This window comes from Cryobacterium adonitolivorans, from assembly GCF_004402695.1.
GTDB classification, from domain to species: domain Bacteria; phylum Actinomycetota; class Actinomycetes; order Actinomycetales; family Microbacteriaceae; genus Cryobacterium; species Cryobacterium adonitolivorans.
The window spans coordinates 20,221-43,529 of sequence record NZ_SOFL01000029.1 but is presented as its reverse complement, the minus strand read 5'-3'; the positions used below and the strand labels follow the sequence as shown (position 1 = coordinate 43,529).

Annotated in this window: 20 protein-coding genes; 10 read left to right on the top strand and 10 right to left on the bottom strand. The window is 69.3% G+C overall.

Annotation, left to right across the window (positions count from 1 at the left end; translation table 11 throughout):
- Nucleotides 1-230: 230 nt before the first annotated feature.
- Complete coding sequence (locus E3O42_RS17985; protein WP_166787940.1) at nt 231-1,298, top strand: M23 family metallopeptidase; 1,068 nt, start codon at nt 231-233, stop codon at nt 1,296-1,298.
- A 1-nt stretch (nt 1,299) separates the two neighbouring features.
- Here E3O42_RS17985 and E3O42_RS08910 read toward each other — a convergent pair whose 3' ends face one another.
- Together E3O42_RS08910 and yczR are read right to left on the bottom strand one after the other, a co-directional pair.
- Nucleotides 1,300-4,578 carry an efflux RND transporter permease subunit gene (locus E3O42_RS08910; protein ID WP_134453601.1) on the bottom strand — a complete coding sequence of 1,093 codons (3,279 nt, stop codon included), beginning with the start codon at nt 4,576-4,578 and terminating at the stop codon, nt 1,300-1,302.
- Between the two features lie 72 nt (nt 4,579-4,650).
- Entirely contained in the window at nt 4,651-6,102 is a 1,452-nt protein-coding gene (gene yczR, locus E3O42_RS08905; protein ID WP_134453600.1) for a MocR-like transcription factor YczR, read from the bottom strand.
- Between the two features lie 75 nt (nt 6,103-6,177).
- Between yczR and yczE the strand changes: the two genes are divergently transcribed.
- Complete coding sequence (yczE, locus tag E3O42_RS08900) at nt 6,178-6,780, top strand: membrane protein YczE (protein WP_241984736.1); 603 nt, start codon at nt 6,178-6,180, stop codon at nt 6,778-6,780.
- A gap of 12 nt (nt 6,781-6,792) precedes the next feature.
- On the opposite strand, the gene E3O42_RS08895 is transcribed toward yczE, so the two are convergent.
- Complete coding sequence (locus E3O42_RS08895; protein ID WP_134453598.1) at nt 6,793-7,548, bottom strand: MerR family transcriptional regulator; 756 nt, start codon at nt 7,546-7,548, stop codon at nt 6,793-6,795.
- Nucleotides 7,549-7,641: 93 nt separating this feature from the next.
- Nucleotides 7,642-8,841: a M20/M25/M40 family metallo-hydrolase gene (locus E3O42_RS08890; protein WP_134453597.1), complete on the bottom strand. Its 1,200-nt coding sequence runs from the start codon at nt 8,839-8,841 to the stop codon at nt 7,642-7,644.
- A 103-nt stretch (nt 8,842-8,944) separates the two neighbouring features.
- On the opposite strand from E3O42_RS08890, the gene E3O42_RS08885 reads away from it, so the two are divergent.
- From E3O42_RS08885 to E3O42_RS08870, 4 genes are all read left to right on the top strand, one after another.
- On the top strand, nt 8,945-9,784 hold the full coding sequence (locus tag E3O42_RS08885) for a CPBP family intramembrane metalloprotease (protein ID WP_241984735.1): 840 nt from the start codon (nt 8,945-8,947) through the stop codon (nt 9,782-9,784).
- Nucleotides 9,785-9,883: 99 nt separating this feature from the next.
- A complete protein-coding gene (locus tag E3O42_RS08880) occupies nt 9,884-10,756 on the top strand; it encodes a DUF4097 family beta strand repeat-containing protein (protein WP_134453596.1) in 873 nt (290 codons plus the stop codon).
- Entirely contained in the window at nt 10,753-11,358 is a 606-nt protein-coding gene (locus tag E3O42_RS08875; protein ID WP_134453595.1) for a PadR family transcriptional regulator, read from the top strand. The genes E3O42_RS08880 and E3O42_RS08875 overlap by 4 nt, the downstream gene beginning before the upstream one ends.
- 372 nt (nt 11,359-11,730) lie before the next feature.
- Nucleotides 11,731-13,707 carry an APC family permease gene (locus E3O42_RS08870; protein WP_420897876.1) on the top strand — a complete coding sequence of 659 codons (1,977 nt, stop codon included), beginning with the start codon at nt 11,731-11,733 and terminating at the stop codon, nt 13,705-13,707.
- Between the two features lie 102 nt (nt 13,708-13,809).
- Here E3O42_RS08870 and E3O42_RS08865 read toward each other — a convergent pair whose 3' ends face one another.
- A complete protein-coding gene (locus E3O42_RS08865) occupies nt 13,810-14,895 on the bottom strand; it encodes an NAD(P)-binding domain-containing protein (protein ID WP_134453593.1) in 1,086 nt (361 codons plus the stop codon).
- Between the two features lie 151 nt (nt 14,896-15,046).
- On the opposite strand from E3O42_RS08865, the gene E3O42_RS08860 reads away from it, so the two are divergent.
- Nucleotides 15,047-15,286 (top strand): DUF3073 domain-containing protein, encoded by a 240-nt coding sequence (locus E3O42_RS08860; RefSeq protein ID WP_088457376.1) that lies wholly within the window; start codon nt 15,047-15,049, stop codon nt 15,284-15,286.
- Nucleotides 15,287-15,442: 156 nt separating this feature from the next.
- Here the strand turns inward: E3O42_RS08860 and purM are convergent, their stop codons facing one another.
- From purM to E3O42_RS08845, 3 genes are read right to left on the bottom strand one after another with little or no spacing between them, the layout of a single operon-like run.
- A complete protein-coding gene (purM, locus tag E3O42_RS08855) occupies nt 15,443-16,546 on the bottom strand; it encodes a phosphoribosylformylglycinamidine cyclo-ligase (RefSeq protein WP_134453592.1) in 1,104 nt (367 codons plus the stop codon).
- Nucleotides 16,543-18,135: an amidophosphoribosyltransferase gene (gene purF / locus E3O42_RS08850; protein ID WP_134453591.1), complete on the bottom strand. Its 1,593-nt coding sequence runs from the start codon at nt 18,133-18,135 to the stop codon at nt 16,543-16,545. The genes purM and purF overlap by 4 nt, the downstream gene beginning before the upstream one ends.
- A gap of 12 nt (nt 18,136-18,147) precedes the next feature.
- On the bottom strand, nt 18,148-18,612 hold the full coding sequence (locus tag E3O42_RS08845) for a hypothetical protein (protein WP_134453590.1): 465 nt from the start codon (nt 18,610-18,612) through the stop codon (nt 18,148-18,150).
- Between the two features lie 39 nt (nt 18,613-18,651).
- Here E3O42_RS08845 and E3O42_RS08840 point away from each other — a divergent pair, with 39 nt between their 5' ends.
- Nucleotides 18,652-19,596, top strand: coding sequence for a ribokinase (locus E3O42_RS08840; RefSeq protein ID WP_198414093.1), 945 nt, complete (start codon nt 18,652-18,654; stop codon nt 19,594-19,596).
- Nucleotides 19,597-19,618: 22 nt separating this feature from the next.
- Here E3O42_RS08840 and E3O42_RS08835 read toward each other — a convergent pair whose 3' ends face one another.
- The gene (locus E3O42_RS08835; RefSeq protein ID WP_134453589.1) at nt 19,619-19,981 is read right to left on the bottom strand and encodes a sterol carrier family protein; all 363 of its coding nucleotides are present in this window, start codon (nt 19,979-19,981) and stop codon (nt 19,619-19,621) included.
- Between the two features lie 90 nt (nt 19,982-20,071).
- Between E3O42_RS08835 and purD the strand changes: the two genes are divergently transcribed.
- Entirely contained in the window at nt 20,072-21,340 is a 1,269-nt protein-coding gene (purD, locus tag E3O42_RS08830; protein ID WP_134453588.1) for a phosphoribosylamine--glycine ligase, read from the top strand.
- Between the two features lie 70 nt (nt 21,341-21,410).
- Nucleotides 21,411-22,346, top strand: a complete 936-nt coding sequence (locus E3O42_RS08825; RefSeq protein ID WP_166787939.1) for a phosphoribosylaminoimidazolesuccinocarboxamide synthase — start codon at nt 21,411-21,413, stop codon at nt 22,344-22,346.
- Nucleotides 22,347-22,455: 109 nt separating this feature from the next.
- On the opposite strand, the gene E3O42_RS08820 is transcribed toward E3O42_RS08825, so the two are convergent.
- Complete coding sequence (locus E3O42_RS08820) at nt 22,456-23,157, bottom strand: TetR/AcrR family transcriptional regulator (protein ID WP_134453587.1); 702 nt, start codon at nt 23,155-23,157, stop codon at nt 22,456-22,458.
- Nucleotides 23,158-23,309 lie beyond the last annotated feature (152 nt).

Here is a 23,309-nt window from a genome sequence, read left to right as displayed (position 1 = left end):
ACCCGGTCAGCCCCAGCCCGTCAACGATGAGTGACCCGACGATCCCGGAGCCGACACCAACACCGACACCGACACCGACACCGACGCCAACCTCCCTACCCACGGACCCGGCCACGCCGCCGGCATCGCCCCCGACCTCACAAAGCGCACCGCCCTCTGGGCCAGGAAACGCGCCGCCGACATCGACGAGGCCGTTGTCCCAGGCCCCACGCCCGCCAAGTCGCCCGACGGTGCCGCCGAGAGCCAAGGCGGCTGCTCCTCCACTCGGCGCGGCCCGTGCCGCATTCGCTCTCGCGGCCGCGGAAAGCGCCCGAGCCAGTGCCCAGTCGGCCTACGACGCCGCCCGGCTCGACCTGGCGGCGACGATGGCCGACGAGGCCGCCGCGCTCACCCGGCTCGAGGAGGTCCGAGTGCTGGCCGACGCGGCCGCGCTCCGGGCGGATGTGTCGACCCGGACGTTGGCCGCCCTGGTGCGAACGATGGTTCAACACGGGTCAGGTACGGCGACGCTGGACGCCCTGCTCGGCGAGCAGGGTTCGGCGGGCCTGCTCTCCCGGCTGGGCACCGTCGAGCGGATCTCGATGCTGACGGGCAATATGAGCGAGATCCGAACCCTCGTCGACCGGGACACGCAACGTGCGGCGACCCTGAAGGCTGATCTCGCTACGGCGGAGGCGGCGGCGCTGTCATTTCCCCTGGCCGAGAAGCAGGACGCCCTCGCCACGGCCGAGGTTTCGCTCAGCCAGGCCACCGCGGCCTTCGCCTCCGCCAGCGGGAACGCCGAGGCTGCGCTGGCCACCTCAGCCCGGCCATCCGTGGACCGCGCCACCCGGGCGGCCAGCCAGCTGGCCGGCATCCTCGGCGCCCGGTTGAGCACCCAGGGCTGGGCCACCCCTGCCGTGGGAAGCGTGAATGATGGGTTCGGTCCCCGGCCTGACCTGCCGTTGCCCGGCGTCCTGCCGTTTCATTCCGGTACCGACCTCGCCGCCGCCTGCGGCTCCCCCGTGTACGCCGCCAGCGCCGGAGTCGTCGCCCAGACGGGTCTGTTAGGAAGCTACGGCAACTGGGTGTTGATCGATCACGGCGACGGGGTGACCACCGGCTATGCCCACATCGCTGACGATGCCACGCTCGTGGTAGCCGGCCAGAGCGTCACGGCCGGCCAGGTGATCGCCGGCGTGGGCAGCACCGGCGCCTCCACCGGCTGCCACCTGCACGTCGAGGTGCGGATCGACGGCACGGCTCTCGACCCTCAGCCCTTCTTCGCCGACCGCGGGATCGACCTCGGTGTCGGCTAGATCAGCGCCGTAAACGCCTGGTCCGACGGTTCTCCCGGCCGCCCTCGACCACCAGGTACAACACCGGCAACACCACCAGCGTGAGCACCGTCGAGGACACCAGGCCACCGATGACGACGAGGGCCAGCGGCTGCGAGATGAACCCGCCCTGTCCGGTGAGCCCGACCGCCATGGGCAACAGGGCGAAGATCGTGGCGAGCGCCGTCATCAGGATCGGCCGCAGCCGGCGTGACGCGCCGTGCACGAGGGCGTCGAAGACGCTTTGCCCGCGGCGCCGATACTGGTTGACCAGGTCGACGAGGACGATGGCGTTGGTGACGACGATGCCGATGAGCATCAGCACGCCGATCAACGACGCGACGCCGAGCGGGATGCCCGTGGCCACCTGCAGCGCGATCGCCCCGGTCACCGCGAACGGCACAGACACCAGCAGCAGCAGCGGCTGCAGCAACGACCGGAAGGTGGCGACCATGACGATGTAGACGATCAGGATGGCAACGAGCATCGCGATGCCCAGCTGCTGGAACGCCTCGGTCTGGTCGGCCGAGACGCCGCCGAGACTCGCGGCGGCGCCGGTGGGCAGCTCGGTGTCTGCCAGAGCGGTGTTGACTTGGGCGGTCGCGGTGCCGAGGTCGTCGCTATTGGGCGTGGCCGAGATCGTGGCCGTGCGCAGTCCCTTGGTGGTGGTGAGGGTGGACGGACCGTCGACCTGCTGCACCTCGGCGAGGCTGTCGAGCGGAACCGGTCCGGCACGAGTGGGGATCGACAGGGCGGCGAGCTCCGCCGTCGTGGCCGGTGACGACCCCGACTGCAGGTAGACCGACAGCGTGGCCTCGTCGATCACGATCGAGCCGATCGTGCTCGGCTGCATCGCCTGCGACACCAGGGTGCCCAGCGCCAGTTCGCTGAGCCCGGCGGCTGCCGCCTGGGTGCGGTCGATGGTCACGGCCACGTACGGGCGTGACGCGGCGAGGTTGCTGCTGGCCTGGGTGAGCGCATCGAGGTCCTCGACGGCCGCGAGAATGTCGTCGGATGCGGTCTGCAGATCGGCGCCGGACGCCGCCGTGATGTCGATTTCGATGTCTGACGAGCTGCCGAAGCCGCCTCCGGAGGAGATCGTGATCTCGCCGGCGTTGTCGATGCCGTCGAGTTGGTCGCGCACGTCGGCCTGGACCGCGTCGGCATCCGCGGAATCGTCGGTGGTCACCGAGTAGGTGACGGTGCTAGAGGACGACCCTCCCCCGGCGAAGGCCGCGAACGCGCTGCCACCACCGATGGCGACCTGCACGATGCTCACACCGTCGACGCCGCGGACGGCGTCTTCGACCGCGGTGGATGCGGCATCCTGGGCAGCGAGGCTGGTGCCCACCGGGAGCTCCTGGCTGACCCGGAAGGTCGACTGGCCGGTGGAGCCGAGGAAGTTGACCTTCATGAAGGGCAGCAGGGCCACGGTGCCGACCAGGACCAGGGCGGCAAGGAGCAGCGTGGCCACGTAGTGCTTGAGGGTCCAGTGGATGACCGGCAGGTAGCCCTGCTGCAGACGGCTGGGCTGTTCGCGGGCGTCACGCTCGTCGAAGCCGTCGGCATCCGGCGCGGCGTGCCTGTTGCGGGTGGCGAGCTCGGCGGTGGTCACCGGTGCGGGCGTGGGCTGGGCTGTGGCGGCTGCGGCTGGCGCTGAGACGGTGCCGGGGGACGTGGCGGTGGCGGGCGTCGTGGCGGTGGCGGCGGCTATGGCGGGCGCGCCGACGGCCTGGCCCGTCGGGGTCGGCGGGGCGGCGGGCTTCGGCGCGCGCAGAAACCAGTAGGCCAGCACTGGCACGATCGTGAGCGAGACCAGCAGCGACGCGAGCAGGGCGATGGTGACCGTGAGCGCGAACGGCCGGAAGAGCTCGCCCGTGGAGCCGCCGACGAATGAGATCGGCAGGAACACCGTGACGGTGGTGATGGTGGAGGCGGTGATGGCGCCGGCCACCTCGCGGACCGCGCGCACGATGGTCTCGGCGCGGTCGGCGCCCCAGACCAGGTGCCGCTTGATGTTCTCGATCACGACGATGGAGTCGTCGACGACCCGGCCGATCGCGATGGTGAGCGCACCAAGCGTGAGGATATTGAGCGAATAGCCCACCGCCTGCAGACCGATGAAGGTGATGAGCACCGAGGTGGGGATGGAGATCGCGGTAACCAGGGTGGCGCGCACCGACAGCAGGAAGACCAGGATCACCAGGACCGCGAAGACCAGGCCGAGGATGCCCTCCTGGGTGAGCGCGTCGATCGACTCCTGGATGAACGGGGCCTGGTCGAAGACCACGGTGATGGTGGTGCCGGGCACGGCGTCCTCGAGCTGCGGCAGGATGGCGCGCACGGCGGTCGAGACGTCGACGGTGTTCGCTGCCGGCACCTTGGTTACCGAGATGGTGAGGGCGGGTTCGCCGTCGACCCTGGAGATGCTCGTGACGGGGTTGTCGACCACCGCGACGGCGGCGACGTCGCCGATCGAGACCGGCCCGGCCGCAGCGGTCGACGGGCCGGTGGCAGCGGCGCCGCCGGCGATGAGGGGCAGCGCGGCGACGTCCTCGGCGGAGCCGAGCTTGCTGCCGGCCTGCACCGACAGGGTCGTGTCGTTCTCCGTGAGGGAACCGGCCGGGATGAGTGACCCGTTTTGCTGCAGCGCGTCCCGGATGGCGCTCGCGCTGAGACCGCGTGCGGCCAGGGCCGAAGCATCCGGTGTGATGGTGACGCGCTGGCCGATGTCGCCGACGAGGGCGGCATCGCGGACCCCGTCGATGTCGCGGATGTCGCCGAGGACGCTGCGGGTGAGCTGGTCGGCGACTGTGGCGGCGTCGCCGCCGGACACGGCCAGCGAGAGTACCGGGAAGTCGTCGATGCTGCCGCTGATCACCTGGGGGTCGAGGTCGGCGGGCAGGGTGGTCTTGATGCGGTTGATCGCTTGGCTGATCTTGGATTCGGCCTTGACCAGGTCGGTGCCGTAAGTGAACGTGGCGTTGACCAGCGACGAGTTCGTGCTACTGGTGGTGGAGGTGGTTTCCAGGCCCTCGATGCCCTGGATGGCGGTCTCGATCGGAGTGGACACGTCATCGTTGACGACCTCGGGCGAGGCGCCGGGGTAACTCGTCGAGATCAGCAGCGTCGGCAGCTGCAGCGAGGGAATCAGCTCCTGCTTGAGGCTCGTCAGCGCGAGGGAGCCGAAAATCGCCGCGACGATGGTGATGAGCGCAATGAGCGCCCGGTTCTTCATGCTCACGACCGAGAGAAAATACACCTGATCAGTATCCCATCGGGGCCGCGGCAACCGGCGGGCCGGCGGCCGCGAGATATGACGGTCGGTTTGCGGTCACACAACGTCGGCGAGGTAGCCGGTGTCGGGTAGCGGATGCCGCAGCAGCGTCTCCCAGGCCAGCGCGAGGGCGTCGAGGGCGCGCGGCATCTCGTCGGGACCGTAGCAGAACGGGATGCGCAGGAACCTCTCGAATGCCCCGTCGATGCCGAACCGCGGACCGGCCGGCAGCAACAGCCCCTGCGCGCGGGCCGCGAGGGCGAGCTGGGAGCTGACCGGCCGGCCGAGGTTGACCCATAGGGTTATGCCGCCGTCCACGTTGGGGACCTGCCAGTCGGGGAAGCGCTCGGCCAGGCCCGTCACGAGGCGGTCCCGTCCCGCCCGCAGCAGCACCCGGCGCGACTCGAGGATGTCGGGCAGCTGTCGCAGCAGCCGGGTGACGATGAGCTGCTCGAGCACCGGCGTGCCGAGGTCGTTGGCGAGGCGGGCCGCGGCCAGCTTGCGGATCAGGTTGGGGTCGGCCCGGACCCAGCCGACCCGCAGGCCACCCCAGACCGTTTTGCCCACCGACCCGACGGTGACCGCGAGGTCGGGCCGGTCCGGGTCGGCCGACGCGGCGAACGGGCCGAACTCACCGGCCCGGTCGATGTCGAGTTCGCCGATGGTCTCGTCGCTGATCAGCACGGTGCCCTGGCGGGCGGCCGCCGCCAGTACTCGTTCGCGTTGGGCAACGGGCATGCTCTGCCCGGTGGGATTCTGGAAGTCGGGCATCAGGTAGCCCAGGACCGGGTTGCTGCGGTGGATCGTCTGCAGCAACGCGGACTCGTCCCAGCCGGCGTCGGCGCCGGGTAGCGCGGCCGTGACCGACACCGGCATCAGGCGACCGCCTGCCGCCCGCAACGCCTCGTACGCGTGCGGATAGGTGGGCGTCTCGACCAGGACCCTGTCACCCCGGTTGATCAACGCCCGCGCGAGCAGGGCGATGGCGTGCTGGGCGCCGACGGTGACCATGATCTGCTCGGGCTCGGTGGGCAGCCCCCTGGCCCGGTAGCGGTCGGCGATGGCCCGGCGAAGCTTTGGCAGGCCCACCGGGTCGAAGCCAGAGCCGGTCAGGTGCGCCGGGAGGTCTGCCGCGGCGAGCGCGGCCACTTCGGCCAGGCCCGGCCAGGCGGGCAGCACCGCCTGGCCGAGATCGAGCACGCCGGCGGGCGCCGTGGCATCCGCGGCAACGGACGCCCCCGGCAGCCGGGCGACACTGCCGGAGCCCCGCACGCTGTGCAGGTAACCGGCCTCCCGCAGCTGCCGGTAGGCGGCCGTGACCGTGGTGCGGCTGAGGCCCAGCCTGGTGCCGAGGTCACGTTCGGCGGGCAGCCGGCTGTCGGTGGGGATGCGGCCGTCGAGGGTGAGCAGGCGGATGCGGTCGGCCAGCGCCCGGTAGGCGCTGCCCCCGGTGCGCCAGTCGCCCAGCAACGACTCCAGGCTGCGGGCGGTGAGCTGGCTCGACAACATGAAGCCACTCTAGGCAAATTGGCTACTTGAGTACAGGGTGCGGATGCAATTGGATTGACTCCTATGAAGCGTCGCGTGATTCAACTCATTATTGGCCTCTTCCTCTATGGAATCGGTATCGCGTTGATCGTGCGCGGCGCGATCGGCGTGGCCCCGTGGGACGTGCTGACCCAGGGCATCGACGGGCACCTGCACCTCGGTTTCGGGGTCATCACCACGATCATCAGCGGCATCGTCCTGCTGTTGTGGATTCCGCTCAAGCAGCGGCTGGGTATCGGCACCGTCCTGAACGCGGTGCTCGTGGGCCCGGCGGCGGACGTGGGACTGTGGCTGGTGCCCGAGGACCTCGCCCTCTGGCTGAGGGTGCTGCTGTTCGCGGCCGGGTTGCTGCTGCTGGCCATCGCCTCGGGCATCTACATCGGCGCGGGGCTCGGCCCCGGCCCGCGTGACGGCCTCATGACCGGGCTGCACGCCCGCACCGGCTGGCCGATCTGGGCCGTGCGCACCGGCATCGAGGGCCTGGTTCTGGCGACCGGCTGGGTGCTCGGCGGCAACGTCGGGGTAGGCACCGTGCTTTTCGCCCTCCTGGTTGGACCGCTCTGCCAGTGGACGCTGCCGCTGTTCGCCAGAAACCGGGACCGGCTATCGACGACGGCCCCTGCGCTGGATCCCGCCTGACCGCCCAGCCGCTCAGAGGGTGCGGTCGGCGTAGGCCGTCAGGGCGTCGCGTACGAACCCGGCGCCGGCCTGGCCACCGTAGTGGGCCGCGAACCTGTCGTCGGCGACGTACATCTCGCCGAGACCTCGAACGTAATCCGCTGAGGGGCGGCCGTTTTCTCGCGGGATACCCGGTACACCATCGAGCCATTCGACGTGCCGCTGGGCCAGCCGCTGGGCCTCGGCACCGTCGGGGGTGATCTGTCGCGCTGCGGCATCCTGCCAGGCGGCCTGGAGCGCGTCGGTCATGGCCTGCCACTGGGCGCGTTGCGCGGTGTTCATGCCCCGCCACCAGACGTCGCCGCTGGCATAGGCGTCGGCTCCCCAGCGTTGCTCGACCTCCTCTTTATGGGTGGTGTGGTCGAAGCCGTCGAACATTGCCTTTGCCATGAGTTGGTCCTTTCTTTCCACAGCGTTGATGGTGGTGTGCACCGACCGGATCTGTCGCTGCAGCCTCTGCTGTTCCTGCTCGAGCCAGCCCAGGTGTGCTCGGAGGGCCACCGCCTCGTCCGTCTCTCGGTCGAGCACCTCACGGATCGCCGGCAGCCCGAGGCCGAGCTCGCGCAGGAGCAGGATGCGTTGCAGCCGCACGAGCGCCCGGTCGTCGTAATAGCGGTAGCCGTTCGCGGCGATCCGGCTCGGCGGGAGCAGCCCCTCGGCGCCGTAGTGGCGCAGGGTTCGGCTCGTGGTTCCGGCCAGCCGGGCGATGTCCTGGATCGAGTGGTCCATCGGGCGGCCCTTTCGGTGGTGGCGTCGGGCGGGTGCCCGACATCGTCCACGATAATTCTTGACGTTACGTCAATGTCAACCGCGTTCGGCTGGTCAGCCGCAGAACGCCACGATGGCGTCTTCGAGGATCTCGGCGACCTGGTGGATCGACGTCTCCGTGGCCCACTCGAGCGGGGCGTGCGCTCCGGCGCCGTCGACGCCGAACAGCAGGCACGGGATGCCCGCCTCGAGCACGAGGGCTGCGTCGGTCCAGAACGGCTCACCTCGCTGCACGACCGCGTGACCGAGCACCCGCTCGGCCTGCTCGTCGAGCAGCCGCACGATGGGCCAGTTCGGGTCGGCCTGGAACGCGCCTCGGGCGACGAGCCGGATGAGGTCGTAACTGAAGTCGGCGGTGTCACGGGCCAGGTTGTCGAGCAGGCGGCGCAGCTCGGCTTCGACCGTCTCCGGGGTCTCGCCGGGCAGCGTGCGCCGCTCGATGGTGAGGGTGGCGCTCGCGGCGACGGTGGCCGCATCCGTGCCGCCGGCGATCGTGGCGACCCGCACGCTGCCGTGGCCCAGCAGCGGGTGCGCGGGCTTCTGCTCGATGCCGGTGCGGAGCTCATCAAGGCTCTGCAGCACCAGGCCGGCGTGCCGGATGGCGTCGACGCCCTGGCCGGGCATCGACCCGTGTGCCGCGCGCCCTTGCAGGGTGAGCTCGAACCAAGCGAAGCCGCGGTGGCAGACGGTGAGACTGAGCTCGCTCGGCTCCACCACGATCGCCGCGTCGGCGCTGAACCGCCGCAGCACCTCCTCGGTGCCGAGGCTGCCGAATTCTTCGTCGGCGACGAGCGTCACGAGCACATCGCCGGCCAGCGGCGTAAGGGTGGCCCGGTGCGCGGCGACCAGGACCGCGGCCAGGCCTCCCTTGGTATCGAAGGCGCCACGGCCGTGCAACCGGTCGGAATGTCGCGCGCCCGAGAACGGGTCGCCCTCGTAGCCGTCGACACCGACGGTGTCGAGGTGGGCGTTGAGCATGAGGGAGCTGCCGTCACCGGTGCCGCGCTTGATGCCGACGATCGACGGCCGGCCGGCTCGTTCCTCGAGCCGATGCACCTCGAAACCGCGTGCGGCCAGCCACCGGGCGCACCAGGCTGCGATCTCGGCCTCTCCGGCGCCGCCCGGTCCGAGGTCGGGGTTGGTGGAATCGATCGCGATCAGGCTGGCGGCCAGCGCGACGGGATCCAGGTGGCCGTCGTCTTCGGGGTCGAGGGCGCCGGGCCGGCCCGGATCGTGGGGAGGGTTCGTCGCCATTCACTGAACCTACTGCCCGATGACCCGACTCGTCAGGACCTCTCCCCGGCGGCCGGGCGGGACTCCTGTTTACCCGGGCGGCGACTTCGGCCAGAATTGACCGATGGGAGACGAAGCCGCCGTCGATTCCCCGGCAACGCCGGGGCGGGCATCCGCGAGCGCGCCGCTTCGCCTGCTGGCGGCGCTGCTGGTGTCGGCCTCGGCGGTGCTGCTGTTCGCGCTGCGGCTGCCGCTGCCCGGCTACGCGACGCTCGCGGCGGCACTGGTGGTGGCCATGCTGGTGGACCGGGCGCTGTTCCGCGACCTGCTCCTCATCGCGGTCGGGCTCCTCATCATCAGTTCAATCTCGGTCGAGGCCAACATCAGCTACCCCAACATGGCGCTGATGGGGGTGGTGCTCTCGGCCGCGGTGGCGGTGCCGTACCTCATCTCGCGGCGCGCGTTCGGGGATCGACAGGTGTGGTTCCCGATCAAGACCGGGCAGCGCTGGACCGCCCTCGAGCGCTGGTACCTGGTGGGCGTCTTGTTGCTGGGTTACCTGATTCTGCCGAGCTACTTCATCCGCTCAGGCGCCTACCTGAACTGGCCAAGCATCAGTGCGCCGGACGAGCTCGGCCGTCTCTTCGTGGGCGTGGGTTTCGTGGGGATCTGGGACGAACTGTTCTTCATCTGTACGGTTTTCGCGCTGTTCAGACGGCACTTTCCCTTCTGGACGGCGAACCTCTTGCAGATGGTGATCTTCGTCTCGTTCCTGTGGGAACTCGGCTACCGCAGCTGGGGGCCGCTGTTGACGATCCCCTTCGCCCTACTGCAGGGCTACACGTTCTCGATCACCAAGTCGCTCACCTACGTGGTCTGCGTACACCTGCTCTTCGACCTCGCGGTGTTCCTCGTGCTGGTGCACGCCCACAACCGCGACTGGCTCGCGATCTTCCTCTATTGACCGGGCTACCTTCGGGTTTGCCGTGAGGGCCTTGCCCCAAGCTGACACGCGATATATCTTGAGATGCATTGAACGCGATATATCGCGAAGGAGAAGACTATGACGCAAGAAAAATGGCTCGTCGCCCCCGGGCAGACGAAGGTCATCGATGTTGAGCTGGTTCGCTCACTCAAAGTGGGCCTGATCGGCGGAAAAGTTGACGTGATCGGCAGCGACGAACCCGGCGCGCGCATCGAGGTGCACAGCGTCTCGGGCAAGGACCTCAAGATCTCGGTGGTCGATGACACCCTCGAGATCGATCACCCCCAGTTGCGTTGGGACAACTTCATCGATGTGTTCGCCTCCTTCCGCGGCAGCGCCAAGGCCGAGGTGAGCATCACCGTGCCGCGCGATGTCGCGATGAAGTTCGGCGTGGTCACGGCCGACGCTCTCGTCACGGGGCTCCGTAGCGACGCCAAGCTCAGCACGGTCTCCGGCGACCTCGTCGTCGACGACATCGTCGGCGACCTCGAGCTCAACGGCGTGAACGGCGAGATGTCGGTGCGCAACCACACCGGCAACATCGTGGCGCACACGGTCTCCGGCGACGTCACCGCGAGCGGGGACATCGGTCGGTTCACCGTCGACGGCGTCACCAGCGCGGTGTTCCTCGATATCGACGGCGTGCCCGACCAGGTCTCCACCAATCTGGTCAGCGGCAGCCTGACCGTGCGCATCGGCGCCGACGTGCCGACCCGCTACAAGATCAACACGGTCTCCGGCACCCTGCAGCTGGACAACCAGACCATCCGCGGCACCCTCGGCAAGGGGTACGACGGCAGCACCGGCGACCTCGACGGCGCCTGGCTCGACCTGCGCGCGAACTCAGTGTCCGGGAACATCTCGGTGATACGGCGGCACGGCGCCAGCGTGAACGACGCGGGCAGCGCTGCCGGCAGCACCGACACCGCGGGCGACGGAGCGTCGTCATGACCCCGATCTTCGCCCACGGCAGCCTGCGCCTGTACCTGCTGAGCCTGCTGGCCGAGCGCCCCCGGCACGGCTACGAGCTCATCCAGGCGTTGAGCGACCGCTTCGGCGGCACCTACAGCCCCAGCGCCGGCACCATCTACCCGCGCTTGGCGAAGCTCGAGGAGGAGGGACTGGTCACCAAGACGGCCGGCGACCGCAAGACCGTGTATGAGATCACCGACGCCGGCCGCGCCGAACTCGCCGCCCGCGCCGACGACCTGGCCAACATCGAGAGCGAGGTCACCGACTCGGTGCGTCGTCTCGCCGATGAAGTCCGCAGCGGTGTCACCGAGGCGATGAAGAGCCTGCGGGCCGACCTGGCCTCGGCCGCGCGCCAGAAACCGCCTGAGCCGACCAAATCCACGGCGGATGCCCGCCCCACCGGCGACGCGAACCTGGCGCTCAGGGAGGCCGACATGGTGCTCAACGAGTTCCGGCAGCAGGTGCGCGCAGACCTGCGCCGCCAGGCCTACCGCTCGACGATGCCGGTTGAGACCGTGCCGGAACTGCGGCGCCAACTCGACGTCGTGCGCGCCAGCATCCGCGACTCGCTTAAGCGGTAACCTGCGCGGCAGCTGGGAGAGTCCGCGCGGCGCTCCGGAGCCCGGACTCCCCCGGCGGGGCCGCGCGGAACTGCGCGCCCATCAGCCGGAACGACCCGAACCCCCTGTCGGACCGTGGCTGCGCACACGCCCGGCTGATCCTGTCAATCTGCCGACAACTTGACAGGGAGGTGCATCGGAGTAGTGTCGTCCCTCGTGACACCAGAGGGGAACCCCCCAACACCTGAAGCCCGATCACCGAAACGGTGGATAATCGGCGAACCGCTTGCCAGCGAACACCTGGACGGGCAGCTGCTTCCGAAGCACCTGGCGCTCCCGATTTTCGCCAGTGACCCGCTGTCCAGCGTCGCGTACGCTCCGCAGGAACTGCTGATGATCCTGACGCTCGGCGGGCTCGCCTTCCTCAGCTTCGCGCCCTGGGTCGCGGCAGTGGTCGTGCTGCTCCTCGTGGTGGTGGTGGCCTCGTACCGCCAGCTCATCAAGGCGTACCCCAACGGTGGTGGCGACTATGAAGTCGCCTCCAAGAACCTCGGCGAGAAGGCCGGCCTCGTCGTCGCATCCGCGCTGCTCGTGGACTACGTGATGACCGTCGTGGTCTCGGTGTCCAGCGGGGTGGACAACATCATCTCGGCGCTGCCCGGGCTGGCACCGCTGCGCGTGGAACTGGCCGTCGTTTTCGTGATCGTGCTCGCCGCCGTCAACCTGCGCGGGGTCGCCGAGTCGAGCAAGGCCTTCGCCCTGCCCACCTACCTGTTCATCGGCAGCGTGATGCTGATGATCGTCGTGGGCCTGGGCCGCGTGGCCCTAGGCGACGCGCCGGTAGCCGAATCGGCGGGATTCGAGGTAGAGGCCCACAACCTCGCCCAGACGGCGTTCATCCTGCTGCTGCTCCGCTCCTTCGCCAGCGGTTGCAGCGCCCTGACCGGTGTGGAGGCCATCGCCAACGGCGTGCCGGCCTTCAAGCGCCCCAAGATCAAGAACGCCCAGATCACCCTGACCCTAATGGGCGGCATCGCCATTGTGCTGTTCGTGGGGCTCACCGCGCTGGCGCTGTTCTCCGAGGTGCACTACGCGGAGAACCCCTGCGACCTGATCGGCTGGGCGGAGTGCGCGACCCAGCCCCAGCGCAGCCTGATCGCCCAGATCGCCGCGGCCACCTTCGGCAACAACTCGCTGATGTTCTTCATCCTGCAGGGTGCAACGGCCCTGATTCTGCTGCTGGCCGCGAACACGGCGTTCAACGGGTTCCCGCTGCTCGGCAGCGTGCTGGCCCGCGACTCCTACGCCCCCAAGTCGCTGAGCACCCGCGGCGACCGCCTGATCTACTCGAACGGCGTGGTGCTGCTCGCGCTGGCCGCCATCGTGATCATCGTGATCTACCAGGCCAACCTCACGGTGCTGATCCAGCTCTACATCATCGGCGTTTTCGTGTCGTTCACCATCGGGCAGACCGGCATGGTGAAGCACTGGCTGACCCTGTTGAAGACGGATCCGCCCAACCGGGGCTCCATCATCCGAAGCCTCTCGATCAACGGTTTCGGCGCCCTGCTCACCGGCGTGGTGTTGATCGTCGTCACGATCACCAAGTTCACCCACGGTGCCTGGTTGGTGTTCCTGATGATGCCGATCCTGTTCGTGTTGATGCTCGGCGTCAACCGGTACTACCGCGACGTGGCCAAGGAGATCGAGGTCGACCCGATTACGACGTTCGGTTCGCAGGGCGACCACGCCATCGTGCTCGTGGGCAAGATGCAGAAGCCCGTGCTCAAGGCACTGGACTACGCCATCGCCGCCCGGCACGTGAGCCTCGAGGCCGTGCACGTGTCGATCGACGAGGAGGAGACCGAGAACCTCATCATCGACTGGGCAAAGCAGAACATCCAGGTGCCGCTGAACATCGTGGCCTCGCCGTACCGCGACATCAGCTGGCCGCTGATCTGCTACATCAAGGACCGCCGTGAGGAGTACGGCTCTGAGGTCGTCACCGTGTACACGCCGATCTACATCGTCGGGCACTGGTGGGAATCGTTGCTGCACAACCACAAGGCCCGCCGGCTGCGCCAGAAGCTGATGCTCGTGCACGGCGTGACCATTGCGCTGGTGCCGTGGCTGCTGGACTCCTCGGAGCTCATCTACGGACGCCGGTCCCGGCCGATCCCCGGCCAGGAGCGCCGCGGCGAGCCCGTGCGTTCACACCCGATCCCGCGCAAGCCCCTCGCACCGGCGGCCGTCGACACGACGAGCGTCGCAGTGCAGACAGAGGTTGCCGGCCCCAGGTCGAGCCCGGCCAGCCCGCCGATGAAGCCGCGGGCCCGGCCGGTCAACCCGAACCGGCGCAAGCGCCGGTAGCTGTTTCCGTCTCGTTGGACGAGCTTGTCGAAACTCCGTCGCGAACGCGGTCGGGTCGCGGGATCTCGACAAGCTCGATCACCGGTGGGGTTGCGACTGGTCTTAGAGCAGGGCGAGAACCTGCCGGGCGATGATCCGGCCGGCCCGTCTGGCACCGATGGTGCTCGCCTGCGGCCCGTAGCCGGCCAGGAAGATGCGCGGATCCGTCCAGGACGAGCCGGCACCGACCACGAGTCCGCCCGCCTTCTCACGCAGCTTGAGCGGTGCCAGGTGGCGCAGCTCAGGCCGGAACCCGGTCGCCCAGATGATCGCATCCGCTTCGGTGACGGAGCCGTCGGCCCAGCGCACCCCGGTCTCCTCGAGCCCGACGAACATCGGCCGTTCCACCAGGGTGCCCCTGTCAATGCCGCCCTGGATGCGTCGGGTGACGGGCACGCCGGTGCCGCGAACGATGCTCGGCAGCGCACGGCCGTTGCGGGCCGCTTCGTCCTGCATGGCCACCGCGGCAGACGCCCCCTCGAGATCGAGATGCTCGGTGCGCACCCAGTCGACCGGTCGCCGCGAGGCCCAGGTCAGGCTGGCCGCCACACCCTCCAGCTCGAGCATGAAGCCGATCGCGGAGGTGCCGCCGCCGACGACCACGACCCGCTGGCCGGCGAACTCGGCGGCATCCCGGAACCCGGTGGTGTGCAGCTGGCGGCCGGCGAAAAGCCCGGCGCCGGGGTAGTGCGGCACAAAGGGCGCGCCCCAGGTGCCGGTGGCGTTGACGAGCAACCCGGCGAGGGTCTCCCGCTCGCCGTGGGCCTGGGACATCGTCCGGACGACGAGGTCGGCACGCCTGTTGAACACCGACTGGACCGAGACCGGGCGCACGACGTTCAGTTCGAAGTGCTCCTCGAAGCGACGGTAGTACTCGCTCACAACGTCCCGCGCCGGGCGGGAGCGGTCGGCGGTCTCGAAGCTCAGGCCGAGCTCTGACAGGCCTGGGAGGTCGTTGACCCGGTGCGCGGCGCCGAGGCGCAGGGACTCCCAGCGGTACTGCCACGCCCCGCCGGCGACCGCACCGCGGTCGAAAATCACGAAGTCCCGACCCGCCGCGAGCCCGAATCGCTTGAGATGGTACGCCACGGAGAGGCCGGCCTGGCCGGAACCGATGATCACCACCGGCACAGCCGTGGCGTTCACCATGCGTCCTCATCCCCTGGGTTCTGACCGCGGAACCGCGTCATCGGGGCTACAGGCCCACCATGCTAAACTAGCGGCTAGATTTCACTATTCCGTTCGGCAACTCCCGGGTGACTCATCACTCACCCGGCCTGGCATCGTTAGGGGGTCACGCATGGGGCGCGGCCGTCAAAAAGCAAAGCACACCAAGGTCGCCCGCGAGCTGAAGTACTTCAGCCCGGACACCAACTACAACGCGCTCGAACGCGAGCTCACCGGGCATCCGGTGACCGACCCGCGGCTCGATGAGGACCTGGCCAAGTGGCCGGAGTACGAAGCGAACAAGACGACGTCGGACGAGTCGGACGACTACGTCGACCACTACGACACCGAAGACGAGAAGAAGCGCGCCTAGCCCGCCTCTCGATCAGCCGCGCACGTTCTCGTGCGCGGCTGTCGTTTTGGCGCGCCCGTCGACCGGTTCCCGGGCAACTCTCAGCGTCCGATCCGCCCCGAATGCAACGCCATCGGGGCGGTCCGTTGTCGTGCGCGCTTGACGGGTTGGACGGGGCTACGCTGCGTAGCCGCCGACGAGGCGCACGGCCCCGCCGTTGACGCCCTTGGCTCCCTGTTCGAAGCCAGTGAGGTCGTGCGGAGCCATCGAGACGCGGCCGGCGACCCAGGACGGGATTCCCTCGTTCTGCAGGCGGGCGATCACGGAGGACGCGGCGTGTGCCGCGACGACGGCGAACATGCCCACGCCGAGGTTCCAGGTGCCTTCCGCGCTCTCCAGCGTGGTGCCGGCCATGTCGCCGAGCACCCTGAAGACCGGAGCGGGCGACCAAGTGGACCGGTCGACCTCGACCCAGCTGCCCACGGGCAGCACCCGGGCCAGGTTGGCGGCGATGCCGCCGCCCGTCACGTGGCTGAGCGAGTGTACGACGCCGGCCAGTTCGGGGTCGGCCAGCACGCTGAGCAGCGGGCCGGTGTACAGGCGGGTGGGCTCCAGGAGGGCCTCGCCGACGACTCCACCGAGCTCGGCGGAGGTGTCGGTGTAGCCGATGCCGCGCTCGCTAAGGATGTGCCGCACGAGCGAGAATCCGTTGGAGTGCAGGCCGGAGGAGGCCATCGCGATGACGACGTCACCGGATTGGACGCGCTCGGCGCCGAGGACCTGGTCGGCCTCGACGACACCCGTCGCGGCTCCGGCCACGTCGTAGTCGTCCGGCCCGAGCAGCCCGGGGTGCTCCGCAGTCTCGCCGCCGACGAGGGCGGTGCCGGTGGCGGCGCAGGCCTTGGCTATGCCCTCGACGATCGACGCGATGCGCTCGGGAAAAACCTTGCCGCAGGCGATGTAGTCGGTCATGAACAGCGGGCGCGCGCCGACGACGATGATGTCGTCGACGACCATGCCCACCAGGTCCTGGCCGATGGTGTCGTGCTTGTCGAGCGCCTGGGCGATTGCGACCTTGGTGCCGACGCCATCCGTGGACGTGGCCAGCAGCGGGCGCGTGTAGCCGGTGAGGAACGACACGTCGTAGAGGCCGGCGAAGCCGCCGAAGCCGCCGAGCACCTCGGGACCGTGGGTGGCAGAGACAGCCTTTTTCATCAGGGACACCGCGAGGTCACCCGCCTGGGTGTCGACTCCGGCGGCGGCGTAGGTTGCGTTGCTCATTCTGGTCTTCCGGGATCGCCGAACGGGACCTGACCGTGTTCGATGAGCACGGTGACGCGCTCCGGTTCAGGGGTGAGCACGTTCTCGAACTCGGCGTCGGGACCTGGATCGCATCCGTCGGAGGTGGCGAAGTCGCGCTCGAGGAGGTTCTTGCCCAGGTGCTGGGTCTCGGGCAGCTTGATCGGGTACACGCCGGTGAAGCAGGCGGTGCACAGGCTCTCCCGCGGCTGCTCGGTGGAGGCGATCATGCCGTCCTCCGAGAGGTAGCCGAGCGAGTCTGCGCCGATGGCCTGCCGCACTTCGTCGACGCCGAGGCCGGTGGCGATCAGCTCGGCGCGGGAGGCGAAGTCGATACCATAGAAGCACGGCCAAGTGATGGGCGGGCTGGAGATGCGCACGTGCACCTCGGCGGCGCCGGCCTCGCGCAGCATACTGACCAGGGCACGCTGGGTGTTTCCGCGCACGATCGAGTCGTCGACGACGATCAGGCGCTTGCCCTTGATCACGGCCTTGAGCGGGTTGAGCTTGAGCTTGATGCCGCGCTGACGGATGGTCTCCGACGGCTGGATGAAGGTGCGCCCCACATAGGTGTTCTTCACAAGGCCCTGGCCGAACGGAATACCGGATGCCTGCGCGTAGCCGATCGCCGCGGGGGTGCCGGATTCGGGTGTGGGGATGACGAGGTCGGCTTCGACGGGGTACTCCGCGGCGAGCTGCCGGCCCATCTCGACCCGGGCCTCGTGCACGCCGCGCCCGGCGATGGTGGTGTCCGGCCGGGCCAGGTAGACGTACTCGAACACGCAGCCGGCGCGCTTCACCTCGGCGAAGTGCTGGGTACGCAAGCCGTTCTCGTCGATGATGATCAGCTCACCGGGTTCTACCTCGCGCACGAAGCTGGCGCCCACGATGTCGAGGGCAGCGGTCTCGGAGGCGACGACCCAGCCGCGCTCGAGCCGGCCGAGCACCAGCGGGCGCACGCCCTGCGGGTCGCGGGCGGCGTAGAGGGTGGTTTCGTCCATGAAGACCAGGCAGAATGCGCCGCGCAGGCGCGGCAGCACCTCCATGGCGGTGGCTTCGAGGGTGTGGTCGAGATCGCCGGTGAGCAGGGCGGTGATCACGGCGGTGTCTGTGGTGTTGCCGCGGGCGAGTTCGCCGTCGACCTTGGGGTAGCGCTCGCGCACCAGCTCGAGCAGCTCGGCGGTGTTGGTGAGGTTGCCGTTGTGGCCGAGCGCGACGGTGCCTGCTGCGGTGCGGCCGAGGGTGGGCTGGGCGTTCTGCCAGCTCGACGAGCCCGTCGTTGAGTAGCGGGTGTGACCCACCGCGAGGTGGCCGAGCAGGGTGCCCAGCGAGGCCTCGTTGAAGACCTGGGAGACCAGGCCCATGTCCTTGTAGATGAGGATCTTCGAGCCGTCGCTGGTCGCGATGCCCGCCGATTCCTGGCCGCGATGCTGCAGGGCGTAGAGCCCGAAGTAGCTGAGTTTTGCTACCTCTTCGCCCGGGGCCCAGACACCGAAGACTCCGCAGGCGTCCTGCGGACCCTTCTCGCCAGGAAGAAGATCATGATTCAGACGTCCGTCGCCACCGGGCAAGCCGCAGCCCCTTTACTTGGAATTCTCGTTGGAAGGTTGGGGGTCGGATCCAGGATCCGGAGCCTCGAGGGCGCGTGTTGAGATCGCGTCAAGTCTATCGACGACAACCGTGGTTGCGGAGCGCCCGACGATTCGATCGAGCACAATCGCGACGAGGCAACCGACCGCGACTCCGATCGTTACGCCGCCCAGCAGCAGGAATCCGAAGACCTGGGCCGGGTCGAAGTCGGCGTTGCGCGGGTAGGTCACCGTGAGCAGCAGGGCCAGAAGAGCGCCCGAGACGGCGCCGACGATCATGAAGCTGGTGTACTTCGGCGACCGACGCAGGACGAGCGTTTCCTCCGCGACGACGGTCTCGGAGGGCTCGATGGGCACCGGGGTGCCGGCGAGGACGGGCTGGTCGGGCAGGGCCGCGGCTGGCGGAACAGTGCCGGACGCTCGCGTCTCGGCGTCACCGTACTGATCTGCGGAGCTCACCTTCCTATTGTCGCACGCGCCATCCGACAGACTGGGCCGGTGAACGATTTCAGCAGCACCCACCGGATCGCCGTGCTCGGCAGCGCCAACATGGACCTCGTGGTGCGGCAACCCCGCCTGCCCAAGCCGGGCGAGACCATCTTCGGCAGCGGCTTCAGCACGGTGCCGGGCGGAAAGGGGCTCAACCAGGCCGTTGCCGCAGCCAGGCAGGGCGGCGACATCGAGTTCATCGGCGCAATCGGCGCGGATGCCTGCGGCCGTGACCTGAGGGACCTCGTGGCAGACGAAGGCATCGGTGCGGCCGGCCTGGCCGAGGTATCGGCGCCGACCGGCACCGCGCACATCTCGGTCGTGGACTCCGGCGAGAACTCGATCGTGGTGGTATCCGGAGCCAATGCCACCGTGACCACGCTCACGCCCAACCAGGAGAACCTCATCCGCACCGCTGAATTCCTCGTCATGCAGTGCGAGTTGCCGGTGCAAGCGCTCCTGGCCGGCATCGAGGTGGCTAGGGCTCACGGCGTTTTCACGGTGCTCACCCCGGCTCCCGTGGTGTCGCTGCCCGAGGGCTTCCTGGCCTCGGTGGACCTGGTGGTGCCCAACCAGCTCGAGGCCGCCGAGTTCACGGGCGAGCGCGACCCGGTCCGGGCCGCCGAAGTGCTCAGCACCGGTGGCACCTGGGCGATCGTGACGCTGGGTGCCGAGGGCTGTGTCGTCGCCTACGACGGCACCGTGCTCGGCCTGGCACCCGCACGGCCCGTCGCGGCCGTGGACACCACGGCCGCCGGCGACACCTTCGTGGGCGCCCTGGTGGCCCGGTTGGCCTCCGCCGATCTGGTCGCCGGGGTGGGCCGCGGCATTTCCGAGAAACGGATGATCGATGCCGTGCGCTGGGCCACGGTGGCGTCATCGATCTCGGTGACACGGCACGGCGCCACGAGCTCGATGCCGTCGCTGGAAGAGGTCGCCGCCATCCTGGCCTGACGGCCTCGCTCGATCTACCGGTCTAGGGGAACAGCGGCAGCTCCGCGCTGAGGTCGGCGCGCTGCCCGGAGGCATGGATGCGGCCGGAGGCGAGGCCGTCGCTCCAGGCCAGGGTGCCGGTGGCCAGGCGGAGCCAGGTGGCAACATCCGTCTCGACCACGTTGGGCGGGGTGCCGCGGGTGTGCCGGGGGCCGGCGATGCACTGTGTGGCGCCGAACGGAGGAACCCGTACCTCGACGGTGTTGCCCTCGGCCTGCTCGGCGAGCAGTTGCAGGGTGTAGCGCACCGCGAGCGCCCGCGTGTCGCGAGTCGCGCCCGCCTCGTCGGCCAGGTACGCCTTCACTGCGGTCCTGCCCAACCCGTCATCGATTCTCGCTCGCGCCATACTCCCAGTCTGCCGTCTCTGGCGCCCGTTCTGTGACCTGCGCGGTCGCGGCGGGTGCACGCCATCGTGTTCGCCGGGTAGCCTGATCCGGTGAGAATATTGGTCCTCGGTTCCGGTGCCCGCGAGCACGCCATCGTCACTGCCCTCCTGCGTGAGGAGCCGCGACCCCACGTGATCGCCGCGCCGGGCAATGCCGGCATCGCCGCGGATGTTCCCGTGGTCGATCTCGACCCCACCGACTCCGACGTGGTGACGAACTTCGCCCAGGAGCACAACATCGACCTCGTCGTGGTGGGCCCAGAGGCACCGCTGGTGGCCGGCGTCGCCGATGCCCTGCGCACCCGCGGCATTCCCGTGTTCGGCCCGGGCCAGGCCGCCGCCGCCCTCGAGGGCAGCAAGACCTTCGCCAAGCGCATCATGGACGAGGCCGGCGTGCCCACCGGCCGTGCCGTGCGGGCCGGCAACCTCGCTGAGGCGCAGGGCGCGCTCGACGAATACGGCGCTCCCTACGTGGTCAAGGCCGACGGCCTGGCCGCCGGCAAGGGCGTGCTCGTCACCAGCGACCGCGACGACGCCCTCGCCCACGCTGTGCGTTGGCTGCAGCACGGCGCCGTGCTCGTGGAGGAATTCCTCTCCGGCCAGGAGGTTTCCCTCTTCTTCCTCAGCGACGGCCACACCGTGCTGCCGCTCTCCCCCGCCCAGGACTACAAACGACTGGCCGACAACGACGAAGGCCCCAACACCGGCGGCATGGGCGCCTACTCGCCGCTGCCCTGGCTCGACGCCGGCTTCGGCACCGAGGCCGCGTTCGTCGATGAGGTCATCGAGACGATCGCGCTGCCCACGGTGCGCCAGCTCGCCGCAGAGGACACCCCCTTCATCGGGCTGCTCTACTGCGGGCTGATCCTCACGGATGCGGGCATCCGGGTGATCGAATTCAACGCACGCTTCGGCGACCCGGAGACCCAGGTGGTGCTGCCGCGCCTGGTGACGCCACTTTCCGGCCTGTTGCTGGCCGCGTCGACCGGCGAGCTGGCCGGGCTGCCCCGCCCGGAGTTCTCCGCCGACGCCGCCGTGACCGTGGTGATCGCCAGCGAGAACTACCCGGAGACCCCCGTGACGGGACGCCCGATCACCGGGCTGGCCGACGCCGCGAAGGTGCCCGGCGTCACCATCGCGCACGCCGCGACCGCCCTGGACGGTTCCGCGCTGGTGGCCACCGGAGGCCGGGTGCTCAGCGTCGTGGCCGTTGGCGCCGACTTCAGCCAGGCCCGCGCGCGTGCCTACGAGGCCATTGAATTGATCGGGCTCGAGGGTTCCCAGCACCGGGGAGACATCGCCGCCAAGGTCGCGAACTGAGAGAAAAGCCCCAACCGCCGCGGCGGGAAGGGGCAAAGCTCACGGTTCGCGAGGATGGGAGAATGAGGGCGTGACTTTCGACAAGAACCTCGCCCCGACATCCTCCCCCACCACGCTGCAGCTCGACGGCTGGCAGCACGTGTATTCGGGCAAGGTGCGCGACCTCTATGTGCCGGCCGGCGCGTCCGACCTCGCCTCCGCCGACCGGGTGCTCGTCGTGGCGAGCGACCGGGTGAGCGCGTTCGACCACGTGCTCGAGCCGGGCATCCCCGGCAAGGGCGAACTGCTCACCACCCTGAGCCTGTGGTGGTTCGACCAGCTCGACGGTGTGCCCAACCACCTCGTGCCCGACCACCGGATCGATGCGACGAGCCTGATCCCCGCCGCCGTCGCCGGCCGGGCGATGCTCTGCAAGACCCTGGACATGTACCCGATCGAGTGCGTCGTGCGCGGCTACCTCACCGGTTCCGGCTGGCTCGAGTACGTCGCCAGCCAGACGGTCTGCGGCATCCCGCTGCCCGCCGAACTGCAGAACGGCGACAGGCTGCCCGCACCGATCTACACCCCGGCCTGGAAGGCCCCGATGGGCGAGCACGACGAGAACATCTCGTTCGAGCGCACCGTGGAGCTCGTGGGGGCCGACGTGGCCGCTGAGCTGCGGGATGCGTCACTGGAGATCTTCAACCGGGCATCCGTGATCGCGGAGACCGCCGGTGTGATCCTGGCCGACACCAAGTTCGAGTTCGGTGCCGACCGCGCCACCGGCCTGCTCACCCTCGGCGACGAGGTGCTCACCAGCGACTCCAGCCGGTACTGGGATGCGGCGCGATGGCTGGACGGTGCCACCCCCGGTGAGCGCATGGCGAGTTTCGACAAGCAGATCGTGCGCGACTGGCTGGCCGCGAACTGGGACCAGACCGGCACCCCGCCCGAGCTGCCCGCCGAGATCGTGGCGCAGACTGCGGCCCGGTACCGGGAACTGCTCGGCCTGCTGGCAGCCGCGTAGCGGCGTCAGCAGGCGGCGAGTTGCCCCGGTGCGGTCGAGTTGCCCCCGCGGAACGGGGCAACTCGTCCGGAGGTGGGCAACTCGGCGTTAGTGACCGCCGCGGAGCGGGTCAGCCGGCGGAGCGGGATCCGCGGGCGGCGCGCTTGGCTCGGCGGGTGAGGCCGTGCACCGTGGCCTGGAATTCCTTGACGCTCAGGGGACGCCCTGGCAGCTTGGGTCGCGGCTTCTCTGGCATCCGCAGCCCATCGAGCACGAGGGAGAGCTGCCGGCGCCACTGGCCGGTGTAACCGCCGCCGAGGGTGCCCAGCGAGCCGATCATGGTGACGAGCACGGCCAGGTCCATCGAGTCGACGTCCGGGCGCAGGTCGCCGTCCTTCTTGGCTTGCAGCACGAGGGAGGCGATGAAGCTTTCGAACTCGACCGACGGCCGCGCCGTGGGATCGATGGTGGCCATCCGCTTGAGGATCGGCGGCAGCGACGGGTCGGCGACGAGCCATTCGGCGAGGCGTTCGGTGTAGAGCACCACGCCCGCCCAGGCCGACGGTGCCGCCTCGATCTCCCCGCGCACGGCGAACAGCTCGGCGAGGGCGATGTCATACAGGGCCCGCACCAGGTCGTCGCGGGTGGGAAAGTTGCGGTACAGGGTGGCGACGCCCACGTCGGCGCGGCGGGCGATCTCCTCGAGCGAGGCGTCGACGCCGTTCTCGGCGATCATGCTCCGGGATTCGTCGATGAGGCGCTCCCGGTTCTGCCGGGCGTCGCGGCGTCGCGGTTGAGACGCGTCCTGCGGGGGCCGGGCAGAGGTAGTCATGGGTTGATTCTAGATCCCATTCCTGCGAGGTCGCGGAGGGAAGCCTCCCCGGCCTATTGCACTCCAGGCCGGCATGGGCGGGTGCCGGCGTCGCCCTGGCGTGTCGGGCCCGGTGCTGGCCGGCGATGTTGCGCGTGCGCTCCCCAGCCCGC